Origin of the sequence: Rhizobium deserti, assembly GCF_004358025.1 — a bacterium.
In the GTDB taxonomy this organism is placed as follows: Bacteria; Pseudomonadota; Alphaproteobacteria; order Rhizobiales; family Rhizobiaceae; genus Neorhizobium; species Neorhizobium deserti.
Map to the genome: position 1 here is coordinate 16,621 of NZ_SMTL01000006.1, position 23,072 is coordinate 39,692.

At 57.3% G+C, this 23,072-nt stretch carries 21 protein-coding genes and 1 pseudogene; 16 read left to right on the plus strand and 6 right to left on the minus strand.

Features of this window, described 5'->3' with window-relative positions:
• Positions 1–11 precede the first annotated feature (11 nt).
• The 8 genes from E2F50_RS18725 to E2F50_RS18760 all read left to right on the plus strand — a co-directional run bounded on the left by E2F50_RS18725 (position 12) and on the right by E2F50_RS18760 (position 6,935).
• A complete protein-coding gene (locus E2F50_RS18725; protein WP_133317714.1) occupies positions 12–1,187 on the plus strand; it encodes an EAL domain-containing response regulator in 1,176 nt (391 codons plus the stop codon).
• Positions 1,184–2,449 (plus strand): pilus assembly protein TadG-related protein, encoded by a 1,266-nt coding sequence (locus E2F50_RS18730; protein WP_133317715.1) that lies wholly within the window; start codon positions 1,184–1,186, stop codon positions 2,447–2,449. Before E2F50_RS18725 ends, E2F50_RS18730 begins: the two co-directional genes overlap by 4 nt.
• 140 nt (positions 2,450–2,589) lie before the next feature.
• Positions 2,590–3,540: a DUF808 domain-containing protein gene (locus tag E2F50_RS18735; protein WP_133317716.1), complete on the plus strand. Its 951-nt coding sequence runs from the start codon at positions 2,590–2,592 to the stop codon at positions 3,538–3,540.
• Positions 3,541–3,638: 98 nt separating this feature from the next.
• Positions 3,639–3,878, plus strand: a complete 240-nt coding sequence (locus tag E2F50_RS18740) for a hypothetical protein (RefSeq protein WP_133317717.1) — start codon at positions 3,639–3,641, stop codon at positions 3,876–3,878.
• 92 nt (positions 3,879–3,970) lie between these two features.
• Complete coding sequence (locus E2F50_RS18745; RefSeq protein WP_133317718.1) at positions 3,971–4,363, plus strand: hypothetical protein; 393 nt, start codon at positions 3,971–3,973, stop codon at positions 4,361–4,363.
• Positions 4,364–4,443: 80 nt separating this feature from the next.
• Positions 4,444–5,421 carry a L,D-transpeptidase family protein gene (locus E2F50_RS18750; protein WP_133317890.1) on the plus strand — a complete coding sequence of 326 codons (978 nt, stop codon included), beginning with the start codon at positions 4,444–4,446 and terminating at the stop codon, positions 5,419–5,421.
• 126 nt (positions 5,422–5,547) lie between these two features.
• Positions 5,548–5,946, plus strand: coding sequence for a DUF4174 domain-containing protein (locus E2F50_RS18755; RefSeq protein WP_133317719.1), 399 nt, complete (start codon positions 5,548–5,550; stop codon positions 5,944–5,946).
• Between the two features lie 98 nt (positions 5,947–6,044).
• Positions 6,045–6,935 (plus strand): glycoside hydrolase family 25 protein, encoded by an 891-nt coding sequence (locus E2F50_RS18760; RefSeq protein ID WP_161974260.1) that lies wholly within the window; start codon positions 6,045–6,047, stop codon positions 6,933–6,935.
• Between the two features lie 71 nt (positions 6,936–7,006).
• Here the strand turns inward: E2F50_RS18760 and E2F50_RS18765 are convergent, their stop codons facing one another.
• Positions 7,007–7,489: a pyridoxamine 5'-phosphate oxidase family protein gene (locus E2F50_RS18765; protein ID WP_133317721.1), complete on the minus strand. Its 483-nt coding sequence runs from the start codon at positions 7,487–7,489 to the stop codon at positions 7,007–7,009.
• A gap of 173 nt (positions 7,490–7,662) precedes the next feature.
• On the opposite strand from E2F50_RS18765, the gene E2F50_RS18770 reads away from it, so the two are divergent.
• Both E2F50_RS18770 and E2F50_RS18775 read left to right on the plus strand, forming a co-directional pair.
• Positions 7,663–8,739 carry a DUF2218 domain-containing protein gene (locus E2F50_RS18770; protein ID WP_133317722.1) on the plus strand — a complete coding sequence of 359 codons (1,077 nt, stop codon included), beginning with the start codon at positions 7,663–7,665 and terminating at the stop codon, positions 8,737–8,739.
• Positions 8,740–8,933: 194 nt separating this feature from the next.
• Entirely contained in the window at positions 8,934–9,938 is a 1,005-nt protein-coding gene (locus E2F50_RS18775) for a glycosyltransferase family 2 protein (protein WP_133317723.1), read from the plus strand.
• Positions 9,939–9,997: 59 nt separating this feature from the next.
• Here the strand turns inward: E2F50_RS18775 and uvsE are convergent, their stop codons facing one another.
• Both uvsE and E2F50_RS18785 read right to left on the minus strand, forming a co-directional pair.
• Positions 9,998–11,032 carry a UV DNA damage repair endonuclease UvsE gene (gene uvsE, locus E2F50_RS18780; RefSeq protein WP_133317724.1) on the minus strand — a complete coding sequence of 345 codons (1,035 nt, stop codon included), beginning with the start codon at positions 11,030–11,032 and terminating at the stop codon, positions 9,998–10,000.
• 92 nt (positions 11,033–11,124) lie between these two features.
• Entirely contained in the window at positions 11,125–11,787 is a 663-nt protein-coding gene (locus E2F50_RS18785; RefSeq protein WP_133317725.1) for a DUF2161 domain-containing phosphodiesterase, read from the minus strand.
• Positions 11,788–11,994: 207 nt separating this feature from the next.
• On the opposite strand from E2F50_RS18785, the gene E2F50_RS18790 reads away from it, so the two are divergent.
• Positions 11,995–13,182 carry a cache domain-containing protein gene (locus E2F50_RS18790; protein ID WP_245515484.1) on the plus strand — a complete coding sequence of 396 codons (1,188 nt, stop codon included), beginning with the start codon at positions 11,995–11,997 and terminating at the stop codon, positions 13,180–13,182.
• On the opposite strand, the gene E2F50_RS18795 is transcribed toward E2F50_RS18790, so the two are convergent.
• Positions 13,135–15,099 (minus strand): glycosyltransferase, encoded by a 1,965-nt coding sequence (locus E2F50_RS18795; protein ID WP_133317726.1) that lies wholly within the window; start codon positions 15,097–15,099, stop codon positions 13,135–13,137. The two genes, E2F50_RS18790 and E2F50_RS18795, sit on opposite strands and share 48 nt — an antisense overlap.
• 1 nt (position 15,100) lies before the next feature.
• Entirely contained in the window at positions 15,101–16,294 is a 1,194-nt protein-coding gene (locus E2F50_RS18800) for an HlyD family secretion protein (RefSeq protein WP_133317727.1), read from the minus strand.
• A gap of 351 nt (positions 16,295–16,645) precedes the next feature.
• On the opposite strand from E2F50_RS18800, the gene E2F50_RS18805 reads away from it, so the two are divergent.
• The 4 genes from E2F50_RS18805 to E2F50_RS18820 all read left to right on the plus strand — a co-directional run bounded on the left by E2F50_RS18805 (position 16,646) and on the right by E2F50_RS18820 (position 21,290).
• Positions 16,646–16,888, plus strand: a complete 243-nt coding sequence (locus tag E2F50_RS18805) for a hypothetical protein (RefSeq protein ID WP_133317728.1) — start codon at positions 16,646–16,648, stop codon at positions 16,886–16,888.
• Between the two features lie 562 nt (positions 16,889–17,450).
• Complete coding sequence (locus E2F50_RS18810) at positions 17,451–18,353, plus strand: hypothetical protein (RefSeq protein WP_133317729.1); 903 nt, start codon at positions 17,451–17,453, stop codon at positions 18,351–18,353.
• 44 nt (positions 18,354–18,397) lie between these two features.
• Complete coding sequence (locus E2F50_RS18815) at positions 18,398–19,822, plus strand: phosphomannomutase (protein ID WP_133317892.1); 1,425 nt, start codon at positions 18,398–18,400, stop codon at positions 19,820–19,822.
• Positions 19,823–19,862: 40 nt separating this feature from the next.
• Positions 19,863–21,290: a mannose-1-phosphate guanylyltransferase/mannose-6-phosphate isomerase gene (locus E2F50_RS18820; protein WP_133317730.1), complete on the plus strand. Its 1,428-nt coding sequence runs from the start codon at positions 19,863–19,865 to the stop codon at positions 21,288–21,290.
• 323 nt (positions 21,291–21,613) lie between these two features.
• Here the strand turns inward: E2F50_RS18820 and E2F50_RS18825 are convergent.
• A pseudogene (locus E2F50_RS18825) lies at positions 21,614–21,994 on the minus strand (SDR family oxidoreductase); the annotation flags it as partial.
• A gap of 815 nt (positions 21,995–22,809) precedes the next feature.
• Between E2F50_RS18825 and E2F50_RS23570 the strand changes: the two are divergent.
• On the plus strand, positions 22,810–22,932 hold the full coding sequence (locus E2F50_RS23570; protein WP_281029216.1) for a hypothetical protein: 123 nt from the start codon (positions 22,810–22,812) through the stop codon (positions 22,930–22,932).
• Positions 22,933–23,072: the final 140 nt, after the last annotated feature.

The following is a 23,072-nucleotide window of genomic DNA, read 5'->3' on the forward strand; positions in this document are numbered from 1 at the left end:
CAGGAGGCTTTATGTTCCGCGATTTGACCTGTCTCATTGTAGACGATGACCCGATGTACAATATTGTTGCCGAAAGTATTCTGGCCTCGCTCGAAGCCGGAAAGGTCATCTGCGCCGGCAGCGGAAATGGCGGGCTCGAAAAGCTGCGCACGGATCCCAGCGCGATAGATGTGGTCTTCCTGGATCTCAACATGCCCGATCTGGACGGTCTGGCTTTTATGCGCGCAGCCTCCGAAGCGGGGTTTAACGGCAATATCGTCATATCGAGCGGCGAAACGCCTGCGGTGCTCCGATCTGCCGAAACCATGGGGAAAATGCTGGGCATCTCGGTTCTGGGCGCGCTTCGAAAGCCGTTGAAGATCGATGACGTCGCAGCACTCCTGGAAAGAGCGGTGGAAAGCGGCAAGCCGTCCACGCCAGCCGGAGCCAATGGCCTGAATGGCAACGAGTTCGAACTCACCCCCTATTATCAGCCTCAGTATGATGTGAACTCCCTCAAGATCCACGGTCTCGAATCCCTGATAAGGTTGACGGCAAGAGACGGCCGGGTTCATGGGCCGGCACAACTTTTCGGCTCGATCACCGAGCCTGCGGAACTGACGGACGTCTCCCTCCGGATCGCGCTTAAGGTTTTGTCGGATGTCAGCAATTGGGGCCATTGCCCTTCGCTACCGACGATCTCGATCAATTTCGATGCCTCTGTTCTCGAGCAGCCCGATGTGGTGCGGGCCCTTCAGAAAGCCGTTGTGGACTTTAGCATCGATCCGCAGCGCCTTTGCCTGGAAGTTACGGAAAAGACGCTGCCTAAGGAGCCCGCGCGTCTGGTCGAGGCGCTGACGCGGTTGAGGATGACCGGATTCAAGCTGTCTCTCGACGACTACGGCATGGGTGCTTCAAGCTTCGAACTGCTGCGGCTTTGTCCTTTCTCCGAGATCAAGGTGGACAGGTCCATTATCGAAGCCTGCACGACAGACCAAGTCACCCGCAAGTTTCTGCATGCCGTTGCGGGGCTTGCCCGCGACCTCGAACTTGTTTCGGTGGCCGAAGGCGTAGAAACCGAGGCGGAACTGGAAGAAGTGCGGCTGGCCGGAATGGATCGGGTACAGGGCTTCCTGTTCTCCCGCCCGCTGCCCGGGTCCGCCATCCTGTCACTGGCTGGCCAGTTCAGCCTGGAGCAGGAACGATGAATTCGCTGCCCCCCACCTGGCTGGCGCAGCTCAAGCAGCTTCTGCACTGTCAGAAGGGTCACATGGCCCTGATGACAGCCATACTTGCCCCCGTGCTGATTGGGCTCGCCGCCAGCGCGATGGACGTTACCGCATTCGTAGCACGCAAGGGCGATCTTGAAGGTTTGGCTGACGCTGCCGCCCTGGCTGCCGCCAAAGAGGCCTCGCTCAACGGTTGGTCGGAAAGATCCGCGGTCGCAGTCGTCAACGGTTTTCTGCAGGCGCATGCGAAATCGGGTACTGCCGGCACTCTGGCTGCAACAGTCAAGGTCGATTCCATCCTGAAGCAGGTGGAAGTCACGCTGGATGAAGACCAGCATCCATATTTCGTGATGAGCTATTTCCAAAGCAACCCCCAGATCAGGGTCGTTTCGGCAGCTCAAACCAGCAACAGCTCCAACATCTGCGTCATTGGTCTGGAAGGTGCCGACAGTGCCACCGTCTCGCTTGAAACCAATGCTGTCATTTCTGCTCCCAAATGCGCTGTCTATTCCAATTCGGAAAGCACGTCCGGGCTCTTGTCGACAGGAAATGCCCTTCTCACGGCGCAGCTGACCTGCTCGGCCGGGGGCTTTTCCGGCGCCATCAAGAACTTCAGCACCCCGCCCTTGACCGACTGCCCTGCTGTGTCCGATCCGCTCGCATCGCGACCGGCCCCTCCAGTCGGCACGTGCGACCAACGAGATGCGGTGTACCAGCATTTCATCGGCAGCCTGGAGCCGGGCGTCTACTGCGGCGGCCTTGAGATCCGAGCGTCTTCGGATATCACATTGAAGGCCGGCATCTACGTGATCAAGGACGGGCCGCTGATCATCGAATCCAGTTCGCAGGTGCAGGCAAAGGGCGTCGGGTTTTATTTCACGGGTAGGAATGCCAGCTTCCTTTTTGGCAGCAGTTCGATCGTCAACATCGAGGCACCGACCACCGGAGCACTGGCAGGTCTCGTCGCCTTCCAGGATCGAGGTTCTCCGGAAACGGATTTCGTGGTCACCAGCAACAAAGCCAGAAAGCTGCTTGGCACTATCTACCTGCCCAATGGCAACCTGATCGTCGACGCGAACAACAAAGTAGCGGACGAATCCGCCTATACCGCGATCGTTGTCAGAAGACTGCGTCTGTCGAAGGGCCCCAACCTCGTGCTGAACACCGATTATAAAGGAACGCTTGTTCCCGTGCCGGAGGGTGTAGGTCCCCAGGGAAGCGTTGTGCGCCTGCTATACTAAGCACTGCTGTTGGGCGCACTGGCTCATCAGCCATCGATAGGCATTTGGCAAGCTGATCCGCCGCGTCGGGCTTACCGCCGCGCGAGATGTGCCTCGACAAACAAAGCCCCGCCTCCATATTGGCTTCATCTGGAGGTTCCATGGCAACAGGATTACTTGCATTACTGGATGATGTCGCAGCGATCGCGAAGCTTGCCGCGGGATCGCTCGATGACGTCGTTGCGCAAACCGGCAAGGCTAGCGTCAAAGCGGCAGGCGTGGTGATCGACGATGCTGCCGTAACGCCCCGCTATGTGGTCGGCCTATCTCCCGCACGGGAGATCCCGATCATCGCCAGGATCGCTCTCGGCTCGCTGCGCAACAAGCTGCTTTACCTGCTTCCGCTATGCCTGCTGCTCGATTACTTCGCGCCGTGGTCGATTGTCCCTTTGCTGATGATTGGCGGCATCTATCTCTGCTTTGAAGGCACTGAGAAGCTTTACGAGGCGCTTTTTCCGCAGGCAGCGCATAAAGAGGATGACGCGTCCGAAGCGGTCCGCGATCCGGTTGCATTAGAGAATGAGAAGGTCGCAGGCGCCATCCGGACCGACTTCATCCTATCGGCCGAAATCATGGCCTTGACGCTTGCCAATGTTTCGAACCTCAGCATCTACGCTCAGGCCGCTGTTCTTGCAGCAGTTGGCATTCTCATCACTGTTGCGGTCTATGGGGTTGTTGCGATGATTGTCAAAGCCGACGACCTGGGGCTCGCCATGGCGGGCAGCAAATTTTCGCTTTGGCGAGGGTTGGGCCGCGGGCTGGTCATAGGTGTTCCCGTCTTCCTCAAAGTGCTCGCGACAATAGGTACAGCCGCCATGCTTTGGGTGGGTGGAAGCATCATCATTCACGGACTGGCGGAAATGGGCTTCCATCTCCCTGAACATCTGATCGAGCAGGCATCTCATCAGGTGATGTTTGTGCTGCAGGTCGTCCCAGTTGTCACCGGCTGGATTACGACCTCTGCTCTGCAAGCAGTAGTCGGGATAGTGCTTGGTGCAATCGCGGTCGCCTTGATCCATCTCGTAAAGCCGCTTCTAGGCACGCGTCACTGAACTTGGTGAACCCGGCAGGTGGAGGAAGTGGGCACCCTCTACCTGATCAGCGGAACTAGTGACCGCCAGCCGGGTTTGTGAGGTATAAGGAGTTTCAAATGAGCTTTACGTCGCCCGAACATCCCGCGGATCATCCTGACTACAGCGCCGCCTGCCGCCAAGCGCTTGACGCCCCGTTGCGAAAGCTGGCTGACGAAGCGGTAGAAGCGGGGTGGGATGATAACGAAGTCGCCAATGCCATCGAAGAACTTGGGCGGCTCAGGGCACTGGAACCTAGGTCGGCCATTGATGCAGATCAGCACCACCTGCCCGCGGTCAGCGACTTCCCGATCGACTGAAGCTTAGCGGCGGGAACGCTGCGCCGTCAGTCGGTTACAGGCTTGTTAGTGTTGGCTGGTCCCTCTCCCAGCCATAGGGGCTGGAAACGAAGTTGCTCCAGAACAGCAAGCAGCGATGCCAACAGTTGCGCCGTTTCCGCAACCTGTTCGTCGGCATCCAGACCATCATATTGATACATCATGTTCTGCGGAATCCAAGTTCGGGTTTCGTGCTGCCTGCAATCGATCACGACCGGCCAATGCAAGGCTCGGGTGCTTCACCAGCGGCTTGCGCCCCGGCGGTTGCTGATGAGCGAAGTCTCTATCTGCGCCAGCAACCACCTGCTTCGGACTGCCAATTCCGCGAACTCCAAGCTTACTTGAAGTCGCACATCCTCACTGTCATGATGTTACTATCCGCCATCCAAGATGAACCGCACGTGAACCTGCGTTACGGCAATATACTTGTTCGGATGCAGGCTGGTAACGATATCTTCCAACAGTGAACGGCTGGCATCCCAACAGAAGTTTTCTTCATCTCAAGAAGCGAAGGGAACAAGTTATGGCTTTGCGCGATTGGGCATCCATGAAAACAGTAGCTTCCCTCGCCTTACCTATTTTCCTCGCCATCTCCAGCACGGCCTCCAGCCAAGACATCCAGGCTGATGCCATCAACAATGCCGATCTCTCCGCCATCCCGGCGGAGCGTCCGCCCAAGGCCCCGCCTGAGGCGGATCTCGCTATTGCCCGTCTGCAGATCCTTCTGGATCGAGCGGGATCGTCACCCGGCGTTGTCGATGGGCATTATGGCGAGAATGTCAGCAAGGCGATCGCAGGCTTCGAAGCCATGCAGCGGCTTTCCATCGACGGAAAGCCCGATCCGGACCTACTCGCTCGCCTTCCCGGCACTGAGCCTGTGGTCCAGCCCTATGTCATCTCCAACGAAGATACCAAAGACCTCGTCGAGGATATCCCGGCGGACTATGCAAAGCAGGCCAAGTTGAAGAATCTTGGCTTCACCAGCGTTACCGAGCGGCTTTCGGAGCGGTTTCATATGGATATCGAGTTCCTGAAAACCCTCAATCCGGCGTCGGCGTTCAAGGCAGGAGATACAGTCTTTGTCGCCATACCAGGTCCTCCTAGGAGTGGCGCCGTGAAGAGGATCGAAGCACGCAAGGATATCGGTCAGGTTCTGGCCTACGCCGAGGACGGAGCATTACTGGCAGCTTACCCGGCGACGATCGGTAGCGAAGATTCGCCCTCGCCGTCCGGGAGCCATAAGGTCAAAGGCGTGGCGCGCATGCCACCCTACACCTACAATCCAAAGGTCAATTTCCAGCAGGGCAACAATAAGAAGATCCTGGAACTGCCGAGTGGGCCAAACAACCCTGTCGGAACCGTGTGGATCGACCTGTCGGAGCCGACCTACGGTATTCACGGCACGCCCGAACCGTCACTCATCGACAAGGCCGGGTCGCATGGCTGCGTGCGTCTGACCAATTGGGATGCAGAGGAACTGGCGGGAATGGTCAAGCCTGGCGTTATGGTCGAATTCGTCGATTAGACATCGTCCGGATAGCCCAAGCTTCATGAACTGAGATCGGAGTCTGATCACCACAATGGAAAGTTGCTGCGGAACCGGTGTCGTCACCAGTAGTTAATAGCTAGGAGATACTGGAGGACAAACATCATGCTGCAGTCACTGATGGCGGAACTGACCGGCGCAACGCCGAAGGCAGATGGCGAGGCAGCGGTTGATCTCGTGCCTGGCAAACGCACCCTTGTGCTCTTCGAAGACACACTCGGCGCGCTTCGTTCCTGGCAGAACGATCTCCTGAAGATCGATGGTGACACCCTGCGCAGCCTCGACATCTGTGTCGCGTGCATCCCGTCCGACTCCCAGCAAGCGCTGCTCAACGGACGGCCGGCTGATCTGCCTGTCGCGCAACTGCGAAGCCAGCTCAAGGGTGATCGGGACGGGAGCTTCGAAGTCATCCTGGTTGATTTTGACGGGCGCGTCATCCTTCGGTCGCCAGGCCCGCTGACGATCGCGCAGATCGCGGATGCCATCAAGGAACTGGGTCGCTAGCTCCTGACGCCGGACCTCGCTGCGGAACCAATGTTTCGGCCCCCTTGCCGAAAGACACTGTTAAGTTCCGCTTAAGCTTGTTTGTTTACCATCGCGAGATGGGCAAGCTGATGCACCATTTCCGGGTCCTTCTGCAAGCGGTCATGATCGCTTGCGCAGCGACGTCCGTTGCGGCTTCCGAAGCAAAACCCTGGAACAATCCATCCACGCCCCTCGTCATAGACGCCTATGAGCTTAACAAGATTGAGTGGCAGGCGCTGTTGACCGATAAGCGCATTGCAGGGTTTATTCACAAAGCCTCGGATGGACTGCCGGAAAGCTTTACCTGCAAGGATAAACATGCCGGCGATAGTTTCGCCCACTGCAAGACCATGTGGCGCAAATATGCCGTCAGCAAGGAACTGTACCAAACGAGGCGTCTGGTAGCCCGAGGCGCCGGGCTCCTTTGGGGCGCTTATCATCTGGCGCGACCCGGTAATCCGATCGATCAGGCCAATCATTTTGTCGAGTATGCGCAGCCGGATACTGCCGATCTTATGGTGATCGATATCGAGGATCTGGGCGACAAATTCATGTCGCTGGAGGACGCCGAGATTTTCGTGCGGCACATCAAGATGCGGACGGGCCGCTATCCGATCCTTTACACCAACCATAATGTGGCGCGCCATATTGCGGCACGCAGCAAGGATTATGCTCTGTTGTCCAGGCTGCCTATTTGGTATGCGCGGTATCGCCCGGAGGTCAAAGACGTCTTCCCGATCGGCAGCTGGTCAAACTATTTCCTGTGGCAGTTCTCCTCCGCCACAAACTGCTCCAAACGCCGGTGTCCCTACCGGGTTCCTGGAACATCAACCGACATCGATGTCAATGTCGCCGGTGTCGGCTTGGAGGAACTGAAGAAGGTTTGGGCACAGGGTGCGCTTCTTCCTTCCAATTCCCCCGAACCAGCAATGATTGCCGACGCCGGGGACGGTCATCGGCCCTTCTGAGCCGTGACCCGCCCAAGCTGATCTTGGACGCAGGCCGGCCCGCCACCGGCTTGTTTGCACCTTACAGAGGATTACATTTCGACCTTCGCATTGTCGCCCATATCGGGCTTGGCGCTTGTCATGGCGGCCGCAGCCATCTTGATATAGCTGATCACCGTCCCGGGGCTGTCCCAGAATTCCGCAAATGACGGGTTGATCTTCAACACCCGGATGGAAGGATCATCCGGGCTATCCCACCAGGCTTTTGCTGGCGTTGCCCAAAGGTCGCGGATTTTTTCGCGGTCGTTGAGTATTTCCGCGGTTCCTGACAGGGACACGTATTTCTGCCCCTTGGTATCGGCAAAAGCGAGGCAGACATTGGGATGACGGGCAATGTCCTCATCCTTGTGGCTTGCTACGTCCGTCAGGAAATAAACGGAATTCTCGATCTTTTCAGCATAGGCGGACATTGGCCTTGCCCGGATATCGCTCCCCGTCTGCGTGGTCAGCATACAGAAACCGATCCTATCGACCAGCTCCCAAACCTTTTCCAGATTGTCCGTATCATCGCTCATGAAAAACTCCTTGTTGCACCGGGAGAACGGAAAAACGCCGGTGCCGTTCCAAGTCTTCAAAAGCGTGTCGGCATTGCCAGACAAAACTTGACTTCTTGCGACTATATTTTATTGCGGAGCGAGAGACATTTGAACTGGAGCGCGGACTTGCAGACGAGGATCGAGGATCTGTCATGACGATAACGCAGACATTCAACCTCTCAGGCACAGCATTGCCAATCAACCCGACCGCCATGCTGGATGAGATCTGCGAACATTTCCTGGAGCATTCCGAAGTCGAGCGCGACGGCGATGTAGCCCTCCTCAAAAGCGATACGGGCCTCGCCCGCATCCGCGCCGAAAGCGGCAAGCTCAAGATCGAGATTTCTTCGCCGACCGAGCAGGCGCTGCAACACAGCCGCAACATTATTGCCGAGCATCTCTTCTATTTTGCCGGAGATGACGCTTTCGATCTCACATGGTCCAATCCTGCGCCGCCGGCCCGCCTGCCCGACCTTCACGAGGTGACCGTCGTTTCGGCCGAAAATATCACCCCGAGCATGCGGCGGGTGAAATTTGCCTGCGACGACATTTCCTCTTTCATCAATGGCGAGATGCATGTCCGCCTGCTCGTGCCGCCGAAGAGCAAACCACTTGCCTGGCCCACCCTTGCTGCAGACGGCCGCATCGACTGGCCCAAGGGAGAGGATGAAATTCTGGTGCGGGTCTACACCATCCGAGCCGTGGATATCGAACGACGCGAGCTATGGATCGACTTCCTGCAGCATGCCGGTGACGGCGTGGAAACGCCAGGCGCCGATTTTGCGCGGGATGCAAAGTCGGGCGACCGGGTAGCACTGCTTGGACCAGGCGGAGGCGGCTTGCCTGTTGCCAGCAGCATTTTGCTTGCAGGCGATGAAACGGCAATTCCAGCCATCGCGCGCATAGCCGCTGAAGTGCCGGCAGGAACGCGGCTGCAAGCCATCATTGAAGTGCGGGACGAAACGGAAGAACAGGCTTTGCCTTCAGCCGGCTCTCTCGACATACGCTGGCTGCACCGCAGCAGCTATCCGACCGAAGCCGGAGGCATGCTTGCCAAGGCAACCAAGGAAGCGATCGCTTGCTTGGACGAGGGTTCATTCGTCTGGGTTGCCTGTGAAAAAGACGAGGTGCGTGACGTCCGAAAATTTCTGAAACAGCGCGGCCATGACCGAAAATCCATGTATGTGGCCTGGTATTGGGAAAAGCATCCGGATCGGCCACGGGCTTAAATTCGCCAATGGCGCGGATGTTCGACTTATCTTGCTGTGATGAAGCTCCGCCCAGTCAGCGCACTTTCTTTTCCTTGATTAAGAAAGCTCTTGGAGGACGGTGCGATCTCAGCAGAAGCAGCGGTATCGGCCAAATGCATTTGTTGAACATAGCCTCCTGAACTTCCGGGAGTTCTGCTGTAGGTGCGAAATCCATGAAGTCCGTTATCGTTGTTCTCGTCAAGAATTCGCTGGCATATGTGCCAGCTTTTATTGCCCATCACCGCAGGCTCGTCGATAAGATCATCCTTATCGACCACAACAGCGACATCTATCTGCGTGGGCTCGAGCGGGATGGCATCCAAACACTGAGGATATCGGCAGGCTTTTTTGCTCAGGATCTTTTTGCCGCCTATTTCCTCAAGAAGCTGCAGCTTCAGAAAGACTTCGACTTCCTGTTCCTGCTCGACATCGATGAATTTCTGCCTTTCACGTCGCGATCTGAAGTTTCGGCTTTCTTGGATGAAAACAAGCATGCTTCAACCGTCAGGATGGAATGGCGAAATGGTTTTGCCTCTGCCGGCGAACAACTGAGCGGCAAGGAAAGGCTTTATTTCACCAGATGGCGAAACGGCACGCCCAAGCTGATCTACAATCTCAAGCGGCTTGGGACTGTCATGCCGATGATGGGCAATCACAATGCCAGGTACCCGATCCTCGACAGCCGGGTCCTGCAGTTCCGGCCGAAGCGGAAAGACAGCGGGCTCGGTCTTTTCCACATACCCTTCCTGGGCCTCGACGGCCTGCGCCGAAAGCTCCTGGACTTCCCTTCGGAGCCCTATCGCGACAAGATCTTGAGAGACCTCTCGGCTCTCGGCATCCAACATGATCCGGCCGCTCCGGACTTGGCCCTTTCGGACGACGACTTGATGTCCTTTGCCGCCAATTACAGGACGAAGGCGTCGCGCATTCAAAGAGACGTGAACTTGTCTTCGTTCGAGGAAATAAATTTTCTTCAGGGGCTGGAGGCCGAGCTAGCTGAGCTGGCGGCAGATCTTGTGGCCTGCCCCGTCGCTCCTGCTCCACCTGTATTCCTCGGCGAGGATGCGCTGGTGGCTAAGCTTCGCACCAATCGGCTATTCCTCCATAGGCGACTTTCAGCCGCGTTCTCCTTGCAGACAGATGGCACCTACGCCTTCAACACACCGAAGTTAGTGTAAGGACTTCTAAGGCCAGGCTGCCGCCCACATTCGACTGCAGGACCCCAGCGGAGCCATCCTTAAGCCTCCTCTGCGAAATCAGCCTCGTCCTGCTGCTCCAATGCGGCAACGTCTTTGGGATCAAGTCCGAATCTCGGCGCGACGTCCGGCGCATATCGCAGCAAATCAGTCCGCAGACGCAACAGGGCGAGGTCCTTTGCCTTGACTTCTAGCATGACGTCGAAATCTTCCTCTTCGACCACCCTCATGAAAGTGGCGAACTCAAAGGGATTGCAGAAGTCTGCATGGCCGGTGAAAACGGGCGGTACGGGACGCAGGCTTTTCTTTTTCGTCACCCTGTCGACGACGACCTTCTCGCGAAGCTCTGTGCGTGGAGAGGAGAAATGGATCTTCGGCTGCTGATCATCCGGCCAAGTGGTCATGAACTTCCTGAAAGTATCCTTCAGGTCGGCTCTCTCAGGATTAAGGCACCAGAAGTGCTGGTAGTCGAAGATCAGGCGGCCCCCCGTCTGCTCATGAATCCACAGGGCATCCGCGGCAGAGAAACGCAGATCGTCATGCTCCAGAACCAGCCGCCGGCGCACAGGTTCTGGAAGGATGTTCCACGTCTCAACCCATCTTGCCCTGCTGCTCGAGACATCGCCATAGGTACCGCCAACATGGATCACCATGACGGCCTCGGGCCCCAATTCCATCAGATCCAGCATCTCGGCCTGGCTCGCCAAGTCCCAGATGCTCTTTCGGACGAGCTCGCTGTCAGGGCTGTTGAGAACCACGAATTGCGAAGGATGGAACGACAATCTGATATCCAGCGATTTTGCCTTCCGTCCCAGAGCCCTAAGCTCAGGTGCGCTTTCCTTCACCATATCGTGGAACTGTGGCATGTCGGGATGCGTAGCGTAGGGAGCCAGATCGGACGACATGCGGTACATGTTGATCCCATACTTCACCAGGTGATCGAGGATGGCATCCACATATTCGAGCGAGACCTTGAGATGAGGATTGCTTGCCGCGCGACGGCTGTCATTGCTTTTCAGATCGTCGCGGGCCATCACTTTGACGGGGAAGCCGAGCCGGGAAATTCGATGTCTCATGCCGGGTGAATGACAAGCCGGTGTCCATTGTTCCGCAACAGCCGACAAAAGCCGGCTACTGACAGTGGCTCCTTTCACCAAAACTTCGCGTGCTAATCCACGGACGGCCGCCCTGGCCACTGCTCCAGAGCTTGTCGACCCGCGTCGTTCAGCCCGTAGACGCCTTTTTCGATTCGTTCGAACCAACCATAGTGATTGCTCAGCAAGATTTTCCCGGCCATGGGCGCGCTGGGCTTGAGGTCGCGAGGCCGCAGGGGACCGGCTGAAAGGGCTGCTGCGCAGGCAAGGGCCTGCTGGCGATAAGCCGTCATGATCGGCACTTTGCTCGATCCCCCGAGCGCGGGATCCCCTTCCCGCTTCACATGCTCCTTGATCAACCGCGTCCGGCGCTTCGGGTTGCTACGCGGCATAAGCGACGCCGAACTCACAATGATACTCACCTCACCCGCGCTCGATATACCGAGCATGCCGATCCCGAGCCGACGGCAAAGGTCGCGGTACCGCTTGTCGGCCTCGCGTCCTTTTCCTTTTGCGGAAATGCGGGCGGCAATCCAAACTTCATCGGCTATCGACGCGCGATCGACTGCCTGAAGGATCAGTTCCAGATTGAAGGTGAGCTTAAGCTCGCAGATCACCACGACACGTGGCTCGCCCTCGCTAAGGCCAACGACATCGCAGCCGGTGATCTCACCCTTCACACGATAGCCGGCACGTTCCAGGAAGTTTTTGACCGGAATGTAGAGCGCGGTTTCCATAATTACCTATTGATCGAATCGACGACGCTGATAGCACGGCTCGTTATCTGCGGCTTGATCCAACGTTGCTGTCCATCAAGCTGATGGCACCTTATCAAAGTCGGCGCCCCCTCGGATACCGGAGCAAGGGCTGCGGGAACATGCATGGGTGGAAAACGCCCTCGCCTACGCCATATCGTTCCATCACTGACTTCCTGGAGGATGAACATGACCCGGTCCAAGATCTCCAGCACCGCGCCCCCGCTCTCGATCATTACCCTTGCATTCGTGCTGCTAAGCATGTCGGTGGGGATCGCCCTCGCCTACAAGGTCATCAATGACCGGATCCAGTCCTTGCAGGAGGCAGATCTGCGGCGTGCGGTGGAGACCCGCTTGAGTGGCGTCCAGACGGCTTTGGGTCAAGCTCTCTACCGCGAATGGACGGGCCTGAGCGCTTTGGTGCCTCCACTTTCATCCACTGCGCCGAGCGATTTGCAGGATGAACTGACAGTGCTGGCGGGACGTGGTGACATCATTTCCTGGGCTGGCTATGCCAGCAGCGACGGGATTGTCAGAAGCGCCTCAAACGGGCTACTGGTCGGCGCGAGCGTATCGGCCAGGCCTTGGTTCCAGAGAGGCTTGCGGGGAAGCTTTGCCGGTGATGCACATGAGGCTGTGCTGCTGGCCTCCAAGCTGCCGCCCTCGCCAAACGGAGAGCCTGTTCGATTTTTGGATCTGGCAACCCCGATCAAAGACGATATGGGCAATGTCGCAGGCGTTCTGGGCATTCACATCAATCTCGAATGGGCTGCCTTGCTCATCAAGCAGTTGGCAAACTCGCTGGCTGTCGACGTCTTTATCGTCAATCCGGCAGGCGAGGTGGTGATTTCTTCGGCGCAGGGCAGTTATTCCGGGCTTCAACTGGCGAGTTTCCGCAAAGCTCGTGCCGGAGTGGCGGGGGTGGACATCGAGACCTGGCCGGACGGCCAGCTCTATTATACCGCGACGCTGCCGGAGGCCTCCTATCGAGATTTGCCGAAATTCGGGTGGAGCATTGTTGCACGTATAGGAGCAGACGCCGCAATCATGCCGGCGCGTAGCTTATCGGCTGGTTTGATGTTCGACCTAGCCGTTTTTGGCCTTCTTCTTCTGCTTCTCGCCATGCTGTTCATCGTGGCCTTTATCCAGCCCTTCCGCCGCCTCGCCAAGAATGCCGAAGCTATTGCGGAAGGAGATGACGTCTATCCATATGAAAGCGGGCGGACCTCCGAACTTGCAATGATAGGCGCCTCCTTGGCTCGCCTGCAATCACGGGCAGCGGCAAATCTAGTGCCTGGCGTCGAGGATGAAAACGATGAAGCCATACGGCTATCGCCGTCCAAGACGGGCGACGGCATCCGTCATGATCGCCGATAGCCGTGTCCTTGTGACGCTCGGCACATTTCCTTCCGCATAAAGACGGCGAAGCAAAGCTTCGTATTGCTTCGGGTCGATGTCGAGCGAGAGCACTCCGCCGTCGGAGGTGGCTTGAAGCACGATCGCATCCATACGACCGACGTTACGGATTTTGATGGCAATCCGCGTGCCAGGCAGCAATCCCGCTCCTCTGATCCTGACCGTTTCCTGTGTCAGATCAGTGAGCCATACACGCTTGAGCGCCCCGTCAACGGAAATTAGCGCTCGCTCCGGGCGATCGGCAAAATGCCTCTCGGCCCTGGGCAGTTCAACACATACGGCAAGGGTCACGGCCAAGATGATCAGATTGTAAACAGTCCAGAACAAGATGACGATCTTACCGTCCCCGGCATCGTTGAAAGCAAACTGGTCAGTGAAAAGCCCGATAAACAACCCAAGGATCGTCAACCCCCCGAGGATGAGAAATGGCCGCATCAAACGCCATTGCACCACCACTTTGGTGCGGTCTCCACCTTTGGCCGTGACGCTGAAGGCGTGCCCCTTAGGCTTGATGAGGCCAAGGACGGCGGCTCGAGAAATCGGGATTGCGCCCAGAAGTTGGCTCACATCATTGACGATGGGAATGATCAACCCGGCCGAAATGAAGTTCAGGACGAAAAGGACCCAGATCATGTAGACGCCGAAGTAACTGACCACGTCGGCGACACTGGCATTGACGACGGTGACGTTGAAAAACCAGTAGAGCAGCGGAAAGGTCATTGCTGCGATCTTGAACGGAAAGGTCGTCAGCCAAAAGAAAACAGAGTCGATGACGCTCCAGCGATCGCGTAGCCTGAGCCTGTTCGAGGCGAAGGGCCCAAGTCTTCCGCGGGCGATCTGCATCAGCCCCAGACACCAACGAGCGCGCTGCGTAACATATTCCTTCAAGCCCTCTGGAGCCAGGCCTTCCGTCAAAGCCTCGTTCAGGTAGACGGTTTTGTAGCCTTCCTCCTGGAGTGCCAGGGTCAGCATAAAATCTTCCGTTATGCTGTCGGTCGGGAAGCCGCCGACTGCTCTCACCGCCTCCCAGCGGATCACCGAGGAGGTGCCGCAGCAGAAGGCAATGCCCCAGGCATCCCGGCTGGGTTGGAGATGATCGAAGAAAAAACGTTGTTCGTCAGGATAGGATCGACTGAGTCCTAGATTGTGCTGGATCGGGTCCGGATTGAAGAAATGCTGCGGCGTCTGAACCAGTCCAACCTTGGCATCGTGGAAGAGGGCCAGCCCTCGCGAGATGAAGTCCGCATGGGGAACGAAGTCCGCATCTAGGACCGCAATGAAGTCGGGGCGTTCGGCATCCGCCACCAGCACGTCCAGTGCGTGGTTGATATTACCCGCCTTGGATCCCTTGTTGTCGGGTCGGCGCAGATAACGCACACCTTGGTCATCGCAGAAGCGCTGCAGCCAGTCCCGACGCCCATCATCGAGCACAATCACCTCGCAGTTATGGTGGTCACTTGCTTTTGCCCCGACAATGCTGCGCTCTAGAACGGAGCGATCCTCATTGTAGGTTGCGATCATAATTGCAACCTTCGGCTCCTCTGCCGGCTTCCACCATTCCATGAAGCGCTCCACCTCCGCGCTGCGGGATCTCGTTCGGGTGAGGATGGTGAAGGCACTGAGAGACGACAGCACCGAGGCCGCCTCGATGGCGAAGAAACTCCAGCTGAACAAGCAGTCAAAGGTCAGGCCGGGAGGCGCCAAAGTTTCGCTCCCCCTCCACCATATGTAACGCACTGAAAGCGCCATGCCGATCCCGAACAAGACGGTTCGATGCGCTACTTTCTTGGGGTCAAGCAGGGATGATAAGACGAGCGACGCACCGAAGGCAAAGGCCAGATGAGCAAAGCTGGATTGGATCTCGCTGAGATAGAACATCTCAACCCCAAAGCCGTCTCAGCCAATCCATAGAGCGGCTTTCGAAAAAAGCCCGGCCGGTTCGCCCGACGAGGCAACGCAGTTGAGGATCTTCGCGAAGCGCCGGCACATCCAGTGCCACGTCGAACCGCTGCAGGTGCTGCTCGCTGGGAGAAATAGCGAGATTCTGGTAAATGCTCGCGGCGCCGGCTCCTGCCAAACGAATAACTGTGCCTGCCATGGTGCTACCGTCACCGGTGAGCCGGAAGGTTGCGGATGAACCTACACCGATACGGTTATAAACGCTTTCGGATACGGACAGAGTAACGATGGCAGAGTCACAATCGATCAAGGTCAGCACGTTCTGGCCGCGCTGCACCGTTTCACCGGAAGCACTTAAATACGTCCAGAGCAGACCGTTGACGTGAGACTCGAGCGAGGACGCCGACAGTTCGTTGACGCGAAGTCGCTCCGCGGCGATGCGTCGTCCCACGGCCATGAGCATGGCCTTTCGCGCCTGGAGTTGCGCATCCAGTTCGATCCGCTGAACGTCGAGTTCTGAAATCCTCTGCTCGGAATAGGGCGAGTCATTATACCCGTCCCCGAGGAAGACTCCCTTGTCGGCGGCACTTAAAGCAATCAATGTTTCGGCGGCTTCTTCGGTAGCATTTCGCAATTCTAGCCTGGAAAGTTCTGCGAGTGATTGCGCCTGCTCGAGTGCCTCGCCGGTTGTCACGCCCCGCTCGCTGAGGCGGGTGGAACGACGCAGCCCAAAGTCGGCATATTTCGATCTTGCAGCTGCGGCGTCGGTGAGAGACCCGGCCGAACGCGCCTCAGCCTGCAACTGATTGCGCCGTTCTTGCTTGTAGATCGCCGCTCTTGTTTGCCATTGCCCGATGGAGCGGACCAAGCCGGCCAGGGCCTGCTCCAATCTTATCACCTCCGCCTGAGTTTCATCTTGCTCGCGCAGAAGGTCGAGAAGACGAAGGTCGTCAGCCAGCGGGTCATCGATGGAGCCGATCGGATCTCCCTTCTTGACCTGTGCCCCAAGCGGCCGCTGTTCGAGATCGAGCCGTCCGGCAATCGGCGCTTTCAGGGTTGTCACCTGGGCATTGATAAAAGCATCGGCACTGGCGCCAGCCAGTTGCTCTTCGACGATAACAAAAAGGGCTACGGCAACCAATGCCAGCCCGACGATGACCTTCAGCGACTTCATGTCGGAGCACCATTGTTCTGATTCGGTCGTAACTTAAGCCGATCAGTGGTTCCTGGTTCAGTGAAGGGCGTCGCCTCGCGTGAGACTTACTAATAGACCGTTAAACAAGGCAGTTCTGCTGCCTTGAAGCGGGCATTCAAGATCAAGTTATCCACAGCACTGTTACCTGATGCCATCTGAGACAGACTTCATGAAGAAAAAACCCAAACTCCAAGGCTACCACTTCCACTTTTTCCTTGCCCGTCGCCACTGGGGGGAAAGGCATTGCTGCCGCTTACGAAACTAAGCAGCAAGATCAGGCGCCTCAGGTTCCGTATTAACCAGCTGTTCAACATAACCTCGTAGGATCGCATGGCGCGAATGAACCGCGCGATAAACCCTATGTGGATCAACATGTACGTTGTAGCGGTGCTCGATAATGGCGAGCAAAGGACATTCCTGTCGGAAGAACTCAAGATTCTGGACCGCATCGTCTATGCAACGATCTGCGGCAAGCAGAAGCAGTTTGTTCTAGCTGATGTCGTAGACATCGTTCCAGTCGATGAAGGTCCGAAACATTCAAAGGTTTTACAGCCGCCTCGTCGCGTTCAATAGCACAACGACGTGCTGAGCCTCAGTCGATCGGCATGACACTCAACCTAGTTCTAAATTGAACACATTGGCTCCGGATAGGGCCCAACGCGACAGCTCCGCTTAGAAAGGAGCCGCGCTTAGGGCTTACCAGCGCTCGACATACCTGCTCAGGAGCGGCCCCGGCAGCAGCAAGGGGCGGCGGGGTTGACCTGCATTATTGCGCCAAGGGCATAGGACACACAGCCAACACCAGCACCCAATCGTTGTCTTTGCAACTCCACCGCTGACCACCCTGGTTGGGCGCCAATGCCGGCGTAACCGGAGCCTCCATTGGTGGGTCGAACAAGGCGTCCGGAGTAAGATGGCATTGGTAAGATGTCCTGCCAGGCGCTTCGACATCCTCCTCAGCCATTGATGTCAACCTGGTCGAGCCGCACCATGCTTCACGCTGACTGTGCTTAAGAATATCAAGAAGCTCATCGCCATGAGACTCGCGATTTGCGTGCGCTGCGATTATACGTTTGTTATTTTACCGCTGATATATTGAAAAACATTCACGTCGTCGGGGCGACTCTGCATTGACATGTCACTGAACCCGAAACAAATTCGAAGCCACCCCCAGCTTTACCGCATTATCAAAAGGCAGTCGGAAGCTTTTCTTCACGTCAACAGCGAGAGATCCCGCCTGGCCTCCATATTTGCCTGCCAACATCGGTGGCTGATGGCGCATGCAGGACTCGCCCTTTATTTCGAGAACCTTCGCGATCCTGACAAAGATGAACTAAGCGCCTCCAATTTTGTTAGACTGGCCCTCCAGCACGATATAACCAGCCGTAACACTGCTACATCGTTCTTGGGAGAGATGCTGAAATACGGCATCATAACCCGCAAGCTGCACCCGACGGACAAGCGAAAACGGGTCATGGCTCCCTCCGAGATGACGATCGGTGCGTTGAGCGGATGGATACTCATTCACCTTGCAACGCTCGATGCGCTTGATGAAGGAGACCGACAAGCGCGATACATTACTTCGCCCGAATGCGTTGCAAAGCTCCAGCCCTTGATCGCCCGTCGCCTTCTACTTCATGCGGGCATACGAAATCCGGACCCGTTCTTCGCCCATTTCATGTGGATGAACAGCGGCTTTTTGATCACCGAGCGGCTTGTCCTTTCCGTCACCTCGGAAACACTCACAGATGGGCGTCTTCCTACATCTCTCGCTTCAACGTCGAAGCTAACAGCCGGCTTCAACCTTTCCCGCACTCATTCTGCTCGAAAGATGAAGGAAGCAGACGAAATGGGGATTATCGGCTGGAGCGGAACAAGGGGCCGGTCGTCCATTTGGGTCTCCAGCCAATTCGTCAAGGCCTTCCTTGATATGCAAGCCCACAAGCTCGCTATCATCAATGAGGCGTTCGGTATTGTCTTTGAAGAACAGACCTTAGACCCTAACAGCAGCGTCTTCACGGGACTTCACTTGGCGTGAGCCCATGCTTCTCAAGGCTCGTAATTTTGCAGGGGTGACATTTGGTGCAGTTCGGGACGAGCGGTCTTCGCGGCCTTGTGGTTGATCTTGAGGGCCCGACGTCAGCAATTTACGCGCAGGCGTTTGCGCAGCACTTGATTGATACTGGGGCAGCCAGGCCAGGGGATACGGTGCTGGTCGGTCGAGACTTCCGATCATCCAGTCCCCGCATTGCCGCAACGTGCATCGGAGTGCTTGAGCGGGCCGGGTTCAAGCCCATGGATTGCGGTGCTATCCCAATTCCAGCCCTGGCACTCTACGGCCGATCACTCGGCGCCGCCTCTCTCATGGTTACTGGATCCCATATTCCCGATGACCGCAACGGTATCAAATTCTACCGTCCCGATGGCGAGATCGACAAGCAGGATGAGACCGGAATCGCCGCCATAGCAGCCGAGTTCGGCGCGGGCTCGGTCGAGTTTGCGCCCGGAACGGCAGAGGATCGCTCGACACAAGCGCGGGCGCTGTTTTTTGCCCGCAACGGCAGCCTCCTGCCGCCAGAATCATTGGCCGGCTTGAAGATCGGCGTTTATCAGCACTCTTCGGTAGCACGCGACATGTTGGTTTCGGTGCTGGAGCATTTCAGTGCAGAAGTCGTCGCCCTTGGCCGTTCAGAACACTTCATCCCAGTCGATACGGAAGCGGTTTCGGCCGCAACTGTTGAGCTTCTGAAGGGATGGGCTACGGAGCATAAGCTCGACGCTATCGTGTCGGCCGACGGCGATGGCGATCGTCCACTTGTTGCCGATGAGACGGGTGAGCCTCTACGGGGCGATCTGCTTGGCCTGATCGCCGCCAAATTCCTCGGCGCGGATGCACTCGTGACGCCTGTAACATCCAACTCCGGCATTGAGTCTGCGGGGGAATATTCCGTCATCCGCACTAAGGTGGGCTCGCCCTACGTGATCGCCGGCATGCAGGAGGCGCTTGCTGCAGGATACCAGAAGGTTGTTGGCTTCGAGGCCAATGGCGGTACGTTGACCGGATCCACTTTCTCCGTTGTCGGCGGCCCTTTTGCGCCGCTGCCCACCCGTGATAGCTTCCTGCCGGCGCTAGCAACGCTGCATCTGCGCGCCGAACGCCTTGAGCCGTTGTCTTCTGTCGCTGCCAGCTTTCGCCTTGCCTCAGCTACCGCCGACCGGCTGGAGAACTTCTCCGTTCAGACAAGTGCGGCTCTGATTACGCATCTGCGCGCCTCCGGCGACAATCTCGCTGGCTTCTTGGCGCCGCTCGGCACGCTCGCCACAACGAGCGACATTGACGGGCTGCGCGTCACACTCACAGATGGACGGATCGTTCATCTTCGCCCTTCCGGCAATGCGCCAGAAATGCGCTGCTATGTCGAGGCTGGCAGTGAGGTGCAGGCGAAGCGTCTTCTCACTGAAGCGCTTGACCTGATCAGCACCTGGGCGGCAAACAACAGGCTTTAGAACACCTTCACCATCGACCGCTTCACCGGAGGCTTCTTTCATGAAGAGCAAAATTATCCCCGTGATCATCGCGGGCGGCAAGGGCACCAGGCTTTGGCCGCTGTCGCGCGCCACCGCGCCCAAGCAGTTCATCCAGTTCGTCGGCGACCGCACCCTGTTTCAGGCGACGCTTGCCCGGGTTTCCGATCCGATGGTGTACGAGGCGCCGCTTGTTATCACCAACGAGGATTTCCGCTTCTTGGCGGCTGAACAGGCTCGAGCAATTGGTCTTTCACTTTCCGGTATTCTTCTAGAGCCCTCGGCGCGTAATACAGCCGCAGCCGTTGCCGCCTCGGCTGCCTTTGTTGCAAAACAGTTCGGTGAAAATGCTCTTATCCTAGTACTCGCTTCCGATCACGAGGTCGTATCTGGTCCAGAATATGCCGATGCAATCCACATTGCAGCCAAGACCGCAGCTTCCGGCAAGCTCGTTACCTTCGGCATTACCCCGATCGAGCCCGCCACCGGCTATGGCTATATTGAGGTAGGCGACAAGCTAGCCACCGGTGCTGCCGAGGTTAAGCGTTTTGTTGAGAAGCCGGTTTTGGCGGAGGCCGAGAAGATGCTGGCCGCAGGCGGATTCGCCTGGAACTCGGGGATGTTTATGTTCAATACATCTCAGGTGCTGCAGGAGCTCGGCCTGCATGCGCCGGACGTTGAGCGTGCGGCCAGCCAGGCCGTTGCCAAGGCTCTTAACGATCTCGACTTCGTGCGGCTCGACCCGCAGGCCTTTGCCGCCAGCCCGGACATCTCGATTGACTATGCGTTGATGGAAAAGACGACCAATGCCGCCGTGGTGCCCGCCTCTTTCACCTGGTCGGACATAGGCAGCTGGGATGCCGTGTGGAAACTGGGCATCAGAGACGAAGCCGGCAACGTCACCTCCGGCAATGCAACCCTGGTCAACACGAAAAACTCGCTCGTCATGTCACGCCACGGTCATCTGGCGGTCCAGGGGCTGGACGGTGTTGCCGTCATTGCCAGCGAGGACGCCATTTATGTCGGCCGCCTCAACGAAAGCCAGAATGTCGGCACGCTGGTCAAGCAGCTTGCCGCCGCAAAGGCGACTGCAGCCCTTACCGAAACCCATCCAACCTCCTACCGCCCCTGGGGTGGCTATACTTGCATCCTCAACGGCGACCGGTTCCAGGTAAAGCGGCTGTTCGTGACGGCCGGCAAGAAGCTGTCGCTACAAAAGCACCATCACCGCTCCGAGCACTGGATATGCGTAAAGGGAACGGCGGAGGTAACGGTTGGCGATCAGGTCAAGACACTGCGCGAGAATGAGAGCGTTTATATCCCGCAAGGGGAAGTCCATCGGCTCGCCAATCCCGGCAAGATCACGCTCGAAATGATCGAGGTTCAGACTGGCTCCTACCTCGGTGAAGACGATATCATCCGCATCGTCGACGAATTCGGCAGGGGGTGAGAAGGCGCTTATAAGCGCCCGCTACGATGCATCTTGTAGATTTATCTAGGCAAGATCGAGAGACGGGTACAGCGATGACGCATCCTCCGATTCTCCGAGGAGCATAATAGTTGTGATCCGAAGGCCCGATGACAATCGATCAGCTGCGGGTCGTGCTGGAGAAGCCCTTCGTCATCGCGCGGGCTTGCCGTGATCGCTGGTTGAGACCACGACAATCGGGTTAGGTTCGAGGAGGCGATAGGCCTGAGATGCGGGTAATTCCTACGACGATCTCTCGCAAAAGGGTCCCCGCAGCGACGCGGGCAATCTTCAGGCCAGGCCTCTTACCAACCCTGTTCCACTGGCAGAACGAACAATTCGGCAACATCCACATGAGCCGGGGCTTGGGCTGCGAAGACAATGGTGTCGCCGACATCCTCGCCGTGGAGGAAGGTCATCTGGCCGGCCAGCTCATCCATCTGCTTGCGGTAGCCCGGATCTGTGATGTGATCGTAGAGCTCGGTGGCAACTGCGCCGGCCTGGATGCAGGTCACACGGACGCCGTGCTTCTGACCTACTTCCATACGCAGGCCATCAGAGAAAGCGGTCACCGCGTGTTTCGTGGCACAGTACACGGATAAGCCCTTGAACACTTGGCGCCCGGCAATCGAAGACATGTTAAAGACATGGCCGAAATGCTGCTTGATCATCTGGGGTAGAACAACATCTTCTTGACGAAGCAAACGGAAACTCGGCGCGGCCATGCCGCTTGAACAGGGTGATGGCCGGGCCGTTGAACATGAGCGACTCTGAGCTGCGTTAATGAAGCAGATGTCGCCAAACTGAGCGGCAAGCGGTAGACCAACGGCGTAGGGTTCTCTGTTCCTACAAAATACGATGCATGGCTTCTGTAACTAAGTCTCATGAGGAGGCTTCGTTCGCCTAATAGCGCAGGTTAGTCGCCGGTCTGGACGATGATCGCTCGCTGTTTCAGCATCCTCCTAATCCCTCCGGCGATCCGCTTCCGGTCCCAGTAGCAAGCTGCAGGCAAGTTTCGATATCTAGCCTCCTCGCATGGGCCCTTGGACAGTGGACGGCACAGCTGAGGATGCGGCAGCATTTACCATGCGCGTATCTGCTCGCGCCGCCGGACGCAAAATAGGGCCAGTTTGAAAGGATCGATTTTGTGACTATGGTTCACAACTTTGTCCGGGAGCTGCTGCGGGCTGCAAACGGTGTGGAAATGCTTTGCGCTTCCGAAAGGAAACGGTTGATCAGCCGGTCAGCGGCCGCTTGTGTTGACATGCGGCTTCGGCTCGGCCTTTCCCGCTCGCTGAGCTTGGAGGAGGCTATCATCGGCCTGCAGACCACGTATATCGCCATCAGTTTCGGCAGTGCATCTGATGGACAGGTCCAGACGGCTCTTCTGGAAGCAGCACGTATGATCCGGGAGCTCTCAATCCTGGCAAATCACGAAGCGGCTGTCAGTGATCAGCAGGCATGCCAAGCCTGATCTGACCCGAGAGCCTAGGTGTCGCCCTTGCTGCCGCTCGCCATCCTGCCGGAAAAAGAGCGCTATAAAACAAGCTGCCCGATGAGGGTGATGACGCCTGAAAGCAACGCGACGGTAACGAAAAGACGAGCCAGCATGGTTTCCTCCTGAGCTTTACATGACCATGACAACTGCTCGCTGAATTCCGGCTGACTGCGCCATTCATGTGCGGCTCATCTTCTCCTGGCAGCCCCTCAAGGAACCATGGCTCTGACCCGGCGTTGACGCGGGCCCGTGCCGGATCCAGGCAC

Coding starts and splice junctions, on each gene's coding strand:
- E2F50_RS18725 (WP_133317714.1), top strand. CDS start 12: ATGTTCCGCGATTTGACCTGTCTCATTGTAGACGATGACCCGATGTAC.
- E2F50_RS18730 (WP_133317715.1), top strand. CDS start 1,184: ATGAATTCGCTGCCCCCCACCTGGCTGGCGCAGCTCAAGCAGCTTCTG.
- E2F50_RS18735 (WP_133317716.1), top strand. CDS start 2,590: ATGGCAACAGGATTACTTGCATTACTGGATGATGTCGCAGCGATCGCG.
- E2F50_RS18740 (WP_133317717.1), top strand. CDS start 3,639: ATGAGCTTTACGTCGCCCGAACATCCCGCGGATCATCCTGACTACAGC.
- E2F50_RS18750 (WP_133317890.1), top strand. CDS start 4,444: ATGAAAACAGTAGCTTCCCTCGCCTTACCTATTTTCCTCGCCATCTCC.
- E2F50_RS18755 (WP_133317719.1), top strand. CDS start 5,548: ATGCTGCAGTCACTGATGGCGGAACTGACCGGCGCAACGCCGAAGGCA.
- E2F50_RS18760 (WP_161974260.1), top strand. CDS start 6,045: ATGGGCAAGCTGATGCACCATTTCCGGGTCCTTCTGCAAGCGGTCATG.
- E2F50_RS18765 (WP_133317721.1), bottom strand. CDS start 7,489: ATGAGCGATGATACGGACAATCTGGAAAAGGTTTGGGAGCTGGTCGAT.
- E2F50_RS18770 (WP_133317722.1), top strand. CDS start 7,663: ATGACGATAACGCAGACATTCAACCTCTCAGGCACAGCATTGCCAATC.
- E2F50_RS18775 (WP_133317723.1), top strand. CDS start 8,934: ATGAAGTCCGTTATCGTTGTTCTCGTCAAGAATTCGCTGGCATATGTG.
- uvsE (WP_133317724.1), bottom strand. CDS start 11,032: ATGAGACATCGAATTTCCCGGCTCGGCTTCCCCGTCAAAGTGATGGCC.
- E2F50_RS18785 (WP_133317725.1), bottom strand. CDS start 11,787: ATGGAAACCGCGCTCTACATTCCGGTCAAAAACTTCCTGGAACGTGCC.
- E2F50_RS18790 (WP_245515484.1), top strand. CDS start 11,995: ATGACCCGGTCCAAGATCTCCAGCACCGCGCCCCCGCTCTCGATCATT.
- E2F50_RS18795 (WP_133317726.1), bottom strand. CDS start 15,099: ATGTTCTATCTCAGCGAGATCCAATCCAGCTTTGCTCATCTGGCCTTT.
- E2F50_RS18800 (WP_133317727.1), bottom strand. CDS start 16,294: ATGAAGTCGCTGAAGGTCATCGTCGGGCTGGCATTGGTTGCCGTAGCC.
- E2F50_RS18805 (WP_133317728.1), top strand. CDS start 16,646: ATGGCGCGAATGAACCGCGCGATAAACCCTATGTGGATCAACATGTAC.
- E2F50_RS18810 (WP_133317729.1), top strand. CDS start 17,451: ATGTCACTGAACCCGAAACAAATTCGAAGCCACCCCCAGCTTTACCGC.
- E2F50_RS18820 (WP_133317730.1), top strand. CDS start 19,863: ATGAAGAGCAAAATTATCCCCGTGATCATCGCGGGCGGCAAGGGCACC.